This window comes from Pseudomonas sp. RG1 (assembly GCF_025910115.1).
GTDB lineage: Bacteria > Pseudomonadota > Gammaproteobacteria > Pseudomonadales > Pseudomonadaceae > Aquipseudomonas > Aquipseudomonas atacamensis.
On sequence record NZ_JAPCIK010000031.1, the window covers coordinates 1 to 9,604 of the forward strand.

The 9,604-nt window shown below is 60.0% G+C and carries 9 protein-coding genes; 5 read left to right on the forward strand and 4 right to left on the reverse strand.

The window, feature by feature from the left end; all coding sequences use genetic code 11:
• Positions 1-65 precede the first annotated feature (65 nt).
• A complete protein-coding gene (locus OK411_RS17245) occupies positions 66-536 on the reverse strand; it encodes a DUF1289 domain-containing protein (protein WP_024013275.1) in 471 nt (156 codons plus the stop codon).
• A 467-nt stretch (positions 537-1,003) separates the two neighbouring features.
• Here OK411_RS17245 and acnB point away from each other — a divergent pair, with 467 nt between their 5' ends.
• Entirely contained in the window at positions 1,004-3,613 is a 2,610-nt protein-coding gene (acnB, locus tag OK411_RS17250) for a bifunctional aconitate hydratase 2/2-methylisocitrate dehydratase (RefSeq protein WP_024013276.1), read from the forward strand.
• A 166-nt stretch (positions 3,614-3,779) separates the two neighbouring features.
• On the opposite strand, the gene OK411_RS17255 is transcribed toward acnB, so the two are convergent.
• From OK411_RS17255 to OK411_RS17265, 3 genes are all read right to left on the reverse strand, one after another.
• Entirely contained in the window at positions 3,780-5,060 is a 1,281-nt protein-coding gene (locus OK411_RS17255) for an HAAAP family serine/threonine permease (RefSeq protein ID WP_024013278.1), read from the reverse strand.
• Between the two features lie 251 nt (positions 5,061-5,311).
• A complete protein-coding gene (locus OK411_RS17260; protein WP_016775119.1) occupies positions 5,312-5,482 on the reverse strand; it encodes a hypothetical protein in 171 nt (56 codons plus the stop codon).
• 52 nt (positions 5,483-5,534) lie between these two features.
• Entirely contained in the window at positions 5,535-5,819 is a 285-nt protein-coding gene (locus tag OK411_RS17265; RefSeq protein WP_373877948.1) for a hypothetical protein, read from the reverse strand.
• 136 nt (positions 5,820-5,955) lie between these two features.
• On the opposite strand from OK411_RS17265, the gene OK411_RS17270 reads away from it, so the two are divergent.
• From OK411_RS17270 to OK411_RS17285, 4 genes are all read left to right on the forward strand, one after another.
• Entirely contained in the window at positions 5,956-6,339 is a 384-nt protein-coding gene (locus tag OK411_RS17270; RefSeq protein ID WP_264365427.1) for a tautomerase family protein, read from the forward strand.
• 156 nt (positions 6,340-6,495) lie between these two features.
• On the forward strand, positions 6,496-7,464 hold the full coding sequence (locus OK411_RS17275) for a 2-hydroxyacid dehydrogenase (protein ID WP_125926941.1): 969 nt from the start codon (positions 6,496-6,498) through the stop codon (positions 7,462-7,464).
• A 163-nt stretch (positions 7,465-7,627) separates the two neighbouring features.
• Positions 7,628-8,695 carry a phosphotransferase family protein gene (locus OK411_RS17280; RefSeq protein WP_206421987.1) on the forward strand — a complete coding sequence of 356 codons (1,068 nt, stop codon included), beginning with the start codon at positions 7,628-7,630 and terminating at the stop codon, positions 8,693-8,695.
• 37 nt (positions 8,696-8,732) lie between these two features.
• A complete protein-coding gene (locus tag OK411_RS17285; protein WP_024013283.1) occupies positions 8,733-9,500 on the forward strand; it encodes an SDR family oxidoreductase in 768 nt (255 codons plus the stop codon).
• Positions 9,501-9,604 lie beyond the last annotated feature (104 nt).

The following is a 9,604-nucleotide window of genomic DNA, read 5'->3' on the forward strand; positions in this document are numbered from 1 at the left end:
GCTCGCTCCCACATCTGGAATGCATTTCCCTGTGGGAGCGAGCCTGCTCGCGAAGCTTTTGCTGTTCAGGCGCCGAAGGCGTCTTTCAGAAAGCCCGGGGCGATGTAGCGCTGATAATGCGCTTCCGACAGCAGGAAGAATTCCCGATCAATGGCATCGCGCAGTTCCGGCAGGTTCCAGTCGCGGAACTCCGGCAGCAACACCATCCCGTACGCCTCAAGATTAATGATCACCCGCGCCCCCCGGGCAATCAGCTGATAGGCCCAGCAATATTCCGACTGATGCGGTACGAAGCGGATCTTGCGCTGTTCGAGCTGCTCGCGCAGGCGCGCCGGATCGAAGATCTCGACTTTGCTCGCCATCACTTGTGACAGCAACTGCTCCAGACGCAGCCACACCGCACGCTTTTCCTCCTCGTTGTACCCGTTCCAATGGATCACTTCGTGGTGGAAACGCTTGCAGCCACGGCACACCAGGTCACCGTAAACGGTGGAGCAGAGGCCGACGCAGGGGGTCTTGATGGTCTGATTGGGCATAAATGGGCAGAACACTGAAACGCGGAACAGGCCGGCATGTTAGCCCTTTGTCGGGCATTGATCACCCCTCAAACAGCAAGGTCTCGCCGGCGTCGCAGGTTTGCTCCGGCCGCGCTGATTGCCACGAAAGTCCAATAGAGCGCGACTTACCTTTAAATTTTTTTTGCCGTAGAATCAGCCAGCCTTTTAAGGCGCCAATGTCCGTTAGAAGCTGTTTTCAAAGCGTCACGAGCACAGTCGTTCCTTCAGAGCGGTGTTGGCGAAGGGTTTTTCCAGCGGGGAAAAGCCCAACGCCAACCCTCATCAGCTCCCCGTTCTGCAGGCGTAAAACTTTGAAAGCAGCTTCTGTAAGGAATTGCCGGTAATTCTGGCCGAACGACCCACAACGTCGTGAGGCGCATGAGTACGGCAATTTCGGGATGAGCGTCCCGGACACCCATTTGGGACCACTGATGAGGGTAATAACTGTGCTTGAAGCCTACCGCAAACATATCGAAGAGCGTGCAGCCCTGGGTATCGTTCCCCAGCCGCTTAACGCCGAACAAACAGCAGGCCTGATCGAGCTGCTGAAGAACCCTCCGGCTGGCGAAGAAGCTTTCCTCGTTGACCTGATCACCAATCGCGTACCACCTGGAGTGGACGAAGCCGCCTACGTCAAGGCCGGTTTCCTGTCTGCCCTGGCCAAGGGCGAAGCCACCTCCCCTCTGCTGGACAAGAAACGCGCTGTCGAACTGCTCGGCACCATGCAGGGCGGCTACAACATCGTCACCCTCGTTGAACTGCTGGACGACGCCGAGCTGGCGCCAGTCGCCGCCGAAGAACTCAAGCACACCCTGCTGATGTTCGATGCCTTCCACGACGTCGCTGAAAAAGCCAAGAACGGCAACGTTCACGCCAAGGCCGTGCTGCAATCCTGGGCTGACGGCGAGTGGTTCAAGAAGCGCCCGGTCCTGGCCGACAAGATCAGCCTGCGCGTATTCAAGGTCACCGGCGAAACCAACACCGACGACCTCTCCCCTGCGCCAGACGCCTGGTCGCGTCCTGACATCCCGCTGCACGCGCTGGCCATGCTGAAAATGGCCCGTGACGGCATCGTTCCGGACGAGCAAGGCAAGACCGGCCCGATGAAGCAGATCGAAGAAATGCGCGGCCAGGGCTTCCCGATCGCCTACGTCGGTGACGTGGTCGGTACCGGTTCCTCGCGTAAATCGGCCACCAACTCGGTGCTGTGGTTCTTCGGCGACGACATCCCGTACGTGCCGAACAAGCGCGCTGGCGGTTTCTGCTTCGGCAGCAAGATCGCTCCGATCTTCTACAACACCATGGAAGATGCCGGCGCCCTGCCGATCGAGTTCGACGTGTCGAACATGAACATGGGCGACGTGATCGACCTGTACCCGCACGCTGGCAAAGTCTGCAAGCACGGTACCGACGAAGTCATCACCACTTTCGAAATGAAAACCCCGGTGCTGCTGGACGAAGTCCGTGCCGGCGGTCGTATCCCGCTGATCATCGGCCGTGGCCTGACCGAGAAGGCTCGCGCCGAGCTGGGTCTGCCAGCGTTCGACCTGTTCAAGAAGCCGGAAGCTCCGGCTGAAAGCACCAAGGGTTTCACCCTGGCGCAGAAAATGGTCGGCAAGGCCTGCGGTCTGGCAGAAGGCCAGGGCGTGCGTCCTGGCACCTACTGCGAACCGAAGATGACCACCGTGGGTTCTCAGGACACCACCGGTCCCATGACCCGTGACGAACTGAAAGACCTGGCGTGCCTGGGCTTCTCCGCTGATCTGGTGATGCAGTCGTTCTGCCACACCGCGGCCTATCCAAAGCCGATCGACGTGACCACCCACCACACCCTGCCTGACTTCATCATGACCCGCGGCGGGGTTTCCCTGCGTCCGGGCGACGGCATCATCCACTCGTGGCTGAACCGCATGCTGCTGCCGGACACCGTCGGTACCGGTGGTGACTCGCACACCCGTTTCCCGATGGGCATCTCGTTCCCGGCCGGTTCCGGTCTGGTCGCGTTCGCCGCTGCCACTGGTGTAATGCCGCTGGACATGCCGGAATCGATCCTGGTGCGTTTCAAAGGCAAGATGAAACCTGGCATCACCCTGCGTGACCTGGTTCATGCCATTCCGTACTTCGCTATCCAGAACGGTCTGCTGACCGTCGAGAAGAAAGGCAAGAAAAACGCCTTCTCCGGCCGCATCCTGGAAATCGAAGGCCTGGAAGGGCTGACCCTGGAGCAGGCGTTCGAACTGTCCGACGCCTCGGCCGAACGTTCGGCTGCCGGTTGCACCATCAAGCTGTCGAAAGAGTCGATCACCGAGTACCTGCAGTCCAACATCACCCTGCTGCGCTGGATGATCGGCGAAGGCTACGGCGATGCGCGTACCCTGGAACGCCGCGCTCAAGCGATGGAAGCCTGGATCGCCAATCCTGAGCTGATGGAAGCCGATGCCGACGCCGAATACGCCGAAGTCATCGAAATCGATCTGGCCGAGATCAACGAGCCTGTGCTCTGCGCGCCGAACGATCCGGACGACGCCCGTCTGCTGTCCAGCGTTGCTGGCGAGAAAATCGACGAAGTGTTCATCGGTTCGTGCATGACCAACATCGGTCACTTCCGCGCTGCCGGTAAACTGCTGGATCAGGTCAAGGGTCAGCTGCCAACCCGTCTGTGGCTGTCGCCGCCGACCAAGATGGACGCTCACCAACTGACCGAAGAAGGCTACTACGGCATCTACGGCAAGGCTGGCGCACGCATGGAAATGCCAGGCTGCTCGCTGTGCATGGGTAACCAGGCACGCGTTGAGCCGAACAGCACCGTGGTGTCGACGTCGACCCGTAACTTCCCGAACCGTCTGGGCGACGGCGCGAACGTCTACCTGGCCTCGGCCGAGCTGGCGTCCGTTGCTTCGATCCTGGGTCGCCTGCCGACCGTCGAGGAGTACATGGAATACGCTGGCAAGATCGACAGCATGGCGGCCGATGTCTACCGCTACCTGTCCTTCGACCAGATCGCCGAGTTCCGTGAAGCTGCTGCGAACGCCAAGATACCGGTCGTTCAAGCCTAACGCTGCAAGGCAATAAAAAACGCCGCCCATCGTGAGATGAGCGGCGTTTTTTTTGATCGTTCCCACGCTCCGCGTTGGAACGCAGCCCCGGACGCTCTGCGTCCCCAAGCGTGACGCAGAGCGTCACAAGAGGCATTCCCACGCAGAGCGTGGGAACGATCAGTGATTACACAGCCAGCTTGTAAACCAGCGCCGAAATCGCCACCAGCCCGACCGCGGTAACAAACACGTTCGACGCCTGACCGCGATAGCGCGCCATCGCTGGCACCTTGCGAATCGCGTACATCGGCATCAGGAACAGAATCGCCGCAATCACCGGCCCACCGACGGTTTCGATCATGCCCAGGATGCTCGGATCAAGCGTTGCGACGATCCAGCAGATCACCAGCATGAACGCCGCCACGATGCGATCCAGCGCCTTGGCGCCCGGACGCCTCCCGCTCTTGACGATCAGGCCCTTGAGGCCTTCGCTGGCCCCGATGTAATGACCGAGGAACGACTTGGAGATCGCCACAAACGCAATCAACGGCGCCGCAAACTCGATGGTCGGGTTGCTGAAGTGGTTGGCCAGGTACGACAGGATCGAAAGATTCTGCTCTTTCGCCTCAGCCAGTTGCTCTGGCGACAGGGTCAGCACGCAACTGAATACGAAGAACAGCACCAAAATGACCATCAATGCATGAGCGCGCGCGAGGATCTGTGAGCTGCGCTCGTCGGCGTGCACACCGTAACGACGCTTCTGGTCCATCGCGAACGCCGAGATGATCGGCGAATGGTTGAACGAGAACACCATCACCGTAATCGCCAGCCACAGCGTATGCAGCAGCGCTGACGGCGCCGGCACTTGCGAGGCGGTGGCGAGGATGCCGCCGTTCCAGTGCGGAATCAGGTACACGGCGAGGAACAGCAGCGCAACGATGAACGGATAGACCATCAGGCTCATGGCTTTGACGATCGCCTGCTCACCGCAACGTACCACGGCCAGCAGCCCGAGAATCAGCACGAACGACAGCAACGCGCGCGGCGGCGGCGTGATGTGCAGTTGGTGTTCGAGGAAACTGGCGACCGTGTTGGTCAGGCCGACACTGTAGATCAACAGGATCGGGAAGATGGCAAAGAAGTACAGCAGCGTGATCAAGGCACCGGCCTTGATACCGAAATGCTGCTCGACCACTTCGGTAATATCGGCACCTTCGCGACCGGACAGCACAAAACGGGTCAGGCCACGGTGCGCGTAAAACGTCATCGGGAAGGCCAGCAGCGCGAGGATCACCAGCGGCCAGAAGCCCCCCAGCCCTGCGTTGATCGGCAAAAACAGGGTGCCGGCGCCAATGGCCGTCCCAAACAGTCCCAGCATCCAGGTGGTGTCCTGGCGATTCCAGCTCGAAAGTTCAGCGGGTGCTGCTGCGTCGAAGCGCTTTTCGAGGCTATTGGCCTGATCATTCATCCGGTCGGATCTCCGCATTCCGGTCACTTGCCACTCGGTCAGGACGCGTCGGAAAAAACCGACAGACATGCTCCGGCCGAAACAGGGGCGCGATTCTCCGTGATAAATCAATGCAAGCAAAGACTTAGCTGAGGAATGGTTGTGCGGAGCAGACCGATGGGGAGTCGTTTTCGGAATGCTTTTTGCCGCTCCCAGCTACGCTGCATGTCGTTTTCTGGCAGTTTTTCCGGCACCGTGCGCAGCCGGAACGATCAGATCAATCGAGCGACCAGAAAGCCAAACGACATGCAAAGCAAGGCAAGACTCAGCAATGCGAGGATCGGAACGATGTCGCCTCGCTGCTTGAGGCGTAACCTTTCTACGTACTCGTCGTGCTCTCGATCGGAACGGTCAATCATGGCTTGTCGGTCGAACGTACTCATGGTGATTTCCTTATTCGCGGGTAACGGGTTGGATAGAGCGAAACGCGCACATTCATAACTTGAGCGAAAGGCCGATCAAGGCCGCTGTCGCGGTCAACATTCCGGCCACTACCGCAACCGGGTAGAAATAGGTTTCCCATTTCATCTTTTTTTCTTCCGCCACAAGTTTTTTCCTCTCGGCCACAAGCTTGCGTATTTCATTCATCAGCTTGTCCAGTTCGAGGTTTTCCCGGTCGTTTTGAAGCATTCGCCTTCCCTGGCTGGTGGCAGCTATCGCGCAAGCTGCTCTGAGGCGTGATGATTTCGCATCCATACGGGTGCTGACCAGCAGACGCATCTGCCATTCCCGTAGGCAAAATCCGCGAGTCACGTAAGCCGCCTCATACACGGAATTTGCAATATTCCAGACCAATTACCTGCCAGAACCCTGACCTTGATCTAGCGTGTGAGAAGCCATAACCCAAGGAGCCCCCATGCCACTGGTCCGCGTCGACATCCAGCAAAATCCCGATCCCACTTTCGCCAAGCGCATCGGCGAACAGATCTACGCCGCTCTGCGCAGCTGTATCGATGTGCCCGAGCACGACAACTTCCAGATTCTCAACGAACATGACGCCCAGCATTTCGTTTATGACCCGCAATACCTCGGCATCCAGCGCAGCGACGGCGTGGTGTTCATCCAGATCACCATCAGCGAAGGGCGCAGCGTGGAAAAGAAACAATTGCTGTTCAAAACCATTGCCGAGCGCCTGCATGCGCAACTGGGTATTCGCTTGGAGGATGTGTTCATCAATCTGCTGGAGGTAAAGAAAGAGAACTGGTCGTTCGGTAATGGTGTTGCGCAATACGTCAGCTGATGGGTCGTGCGCCATGCCTGCGTACTTGCTTGTTCCACGAACCCGTCCAGAATCAAAGCACCACTGCTTGAATGCAACGATTGCCAAGCCGCTGCGGATTCAGCACTCTGAGTCGACTTTCGCGACCCACCCGCCGCCAATCACAGGAGCCGCGCAATGCCCGCAACCGTTCTGGTACTGGTTGAAACGATCAATGACTATCTGCCGATTCTTGAGCATCAGGGATTCCACCTGATCCTTGCACCAACGCCAGCCGAACGCGCGCAAGCCATCGCCACCCATGGCAGTCGCGTCGACGCCGTGCTGACTCGTGGCCCGCTGGGCCTGACTGCGCAAGAGATCAGCGCCCTGCCCGCCCTGAAAATCATCACGGTGATCGGCGCCGGTTATGAACAGGTCGATCTGCAAGCAGCCAGTGACCGCGGGATCACCGTCACCAATGGCGCCGGAGTCAATGCCTCGTCAGTGGCCGATCATGCGATGGCATTGCTGCTGGCATTGGTCCGCGACATCCCGCGCTGCGATGCCGCCGTGCGCCGCGGTGAATGGCCGAAAATCATGCGCCCGTCGCTGGCCGGCAAGCGTCTGGGCATCCTCGGGCTGGGCGCGGTGGGCATGGCGATTGCCAAGCGTGCGGAGCTGGGTTTCGACATGCAGATCAGCTACCACAACCGCCAGGTGCGCAGTGACGTCGCTTATGCGTTCTGCTCGACACCGACCGATCTGGCGCGAGCCTCGGACTTTCTGGTCGTTGCCACGCCGGGTGGCATTGCTACTCAACATCTGGTCACGCGAGCCGTGCTCGATGCCCTCGGCCCCAAGGGATTTATCGTCAACATCGCCCGCGCCAGCGTTATCGCAACGGCAGACCTGATCACTGCACTCGAACAACGTCGTATCGCCGGCGCAGCGCTGGACGTGTTCGATCACGAACCGGAAGTGCCTGATGCCCTGAAACACCTCAGCAACGTTGTGCTGACTCCCCACGTCGCCGGGCTGTCCCCTGAAGCCACGCAAGGCACTGTCGAACTGGTCGGCAAAAACCTGATGGCGTTTTTCTCCGGGCAACCGGTGCTGACGCCTGTCGCCCTGCCACCGAAACTGAGCAACCAGCGCGTGCATTAAGGCGCGCAGGATCCTCGGTCTGCGCCGCTGCTCGCCCCATTCTCAAAGTTGATTATCCAGCAACACGCTAACCTATAAGACCGACCCGCGCTTGTGAGCACCCGAGCGCGCCATTAGATTAGCCAATGATGTCTGGCCTCCAAAATAAGCAGAAGGGATAAGCATGGCGCTTACTGACCAGTCCACCCGGATCCGCGCGGGCGAAGAACTCGATGCCAGCCTGATCGATCCGTACCTCAAGGCGCACATTCCCGGCCTGACCGGCACGCCGCAGATCAGCCAGTTTCCCGGCGGCGCGTCGAACCTGACCTACCTGCTGGAATACCCGGAGCAGGAATTCGTTCTGCGCCGCCCGCCGTTCGGCCACAAGGCCAAATCCGCCCACGACATGGGCCGTGAGTTCCGCATTCTCAACCAACTGCGCGACGGCTTTCCGTATTGCCCGAAGGCCTACGTCCATTGCACTGACGAGGCCGTCATCGGCGCCGAGTTCTATGTGATGGAACGGGTCAAAGGCATCATCCTGCGCGCCGAACTGCCGCCGGAACTGGGCCTTGATTCGGCGAAAACCGAAGCGCTGTGCAAAAGCTTCATCGACCGCTTCGTCGAACTGCATCGGGTCGATTACAACGCCTGCGGCCTCGGCGATCTGGGCAAGCCCGAAGGCTACGTCGCGCGGCAGATCAGGGGCTGGAGCGAGCGCTACGAAAAAGCCCTGACCCCGGACGCGCCGCACTGGGAAGCAGTCAAAGCCTGGCTCAACGACAAGATGCCAGCCGACCACCCGACCTCGAGCATCGTCCACAACGATTACCGCTTCGACAACGTCATCCTCGACCCGGCCAATCCGATGCAGATCATCGGCGTGCTCGACTGGGAACTGACCACCCTCGGCGACCCGCTGATGGATCTGGGCAACACCCTCGCCTACTGGATCGAAGCCGGCGACCCGGCACCGGTGCAACTGATGCGCCGCCAGCCAAGCCATGCACCGGGCATGCTGACCCGCCGCGAATTCGTCGACTACTACGCCGAGCGCTCGGGCATCCGCATCGACAATTTCGACTTCTACTACACCTACGGCCTGTTCCGCCTGGCCGGCATCGTGCAGCAGATCTACTACCGCTTCTACCATGGCCAGACGCAGGACAAACGCTTCGCGCAGTTCATTCACATGAACAAACTGCTGGAGCAGATGAGCCTGCAGGTCATCCAGAAATCCAGCCTCTGATCCGGGCCAATAACAAGACTTCCAACAAGGGAAACCCATGTCCAAGACTCAGTTGTTCGACCTCGACGGCAAAATCGCTTTCGTCTCCGGTGCCAGCCGTGGCATCGGTGAAGCCATCGCCAAACTGCTGGCCCAGCAAGGCGCCCATGTGATCGTCTCGAGCCGCAAGCTCGAAGGCTGCCAACACGTCGCCGACGCCATCACCGCCGCCGGCGGCAAGGCAACAGCCGTGGCCTGCCACATCGGTGAGATGGAGCAGATCAGCCAGGTCTTCGCCGGGATCAAGGAACAATTCGGCCGCCTCGACATCCTGGTCAACAACGCCGCGACCAACCCGCAATTCTGCAACGTACTCGACACCGATCTGGGCGCGTTCCAGAAGACCGTCGATGTGAACATTCGTGGCTATTTCTTCATGTCGGTCGAAGCCGGCAAGCTGATGCGCGAAAACGGTGGCGGCAGCATCATCAACGTCGCCTCGATCAACGGCATCTCCCCGGGTATCTTCCAGGGCATCTATTCGGTGACCAAAGCGGCGGTCATCAACATGACCAAAGTCTTCGCCAAGGAATGCGCGCAATTCGGCATCCGCTGCAACGCCCTGCTCCCCGGCCTGACCGACACCAAATTCGCCTCGGCGCTGGTCAAGAACGATGCGATTCTGAAACAGGCACTGACGCAGATCCCGCTCAAACGCGTAGCCGACCCAAGCGAAATGGCCGGCGCGGTGTTGTACCTGGCCAGCGATGCGTCGAGCTACACCACCGGCGTGGCGCTGAATGTGGATGGCGGATTCCTGTCCTGATATCTGTCCCGTGTGGGGGCGGGGGGGGGGGGGGGGGGGGGGGGGGGGGGGGGGGGGGGGTGGTGGTGTGTGGGGGGGGGCGGGGGGCGGGGGGGGGGGGGGCC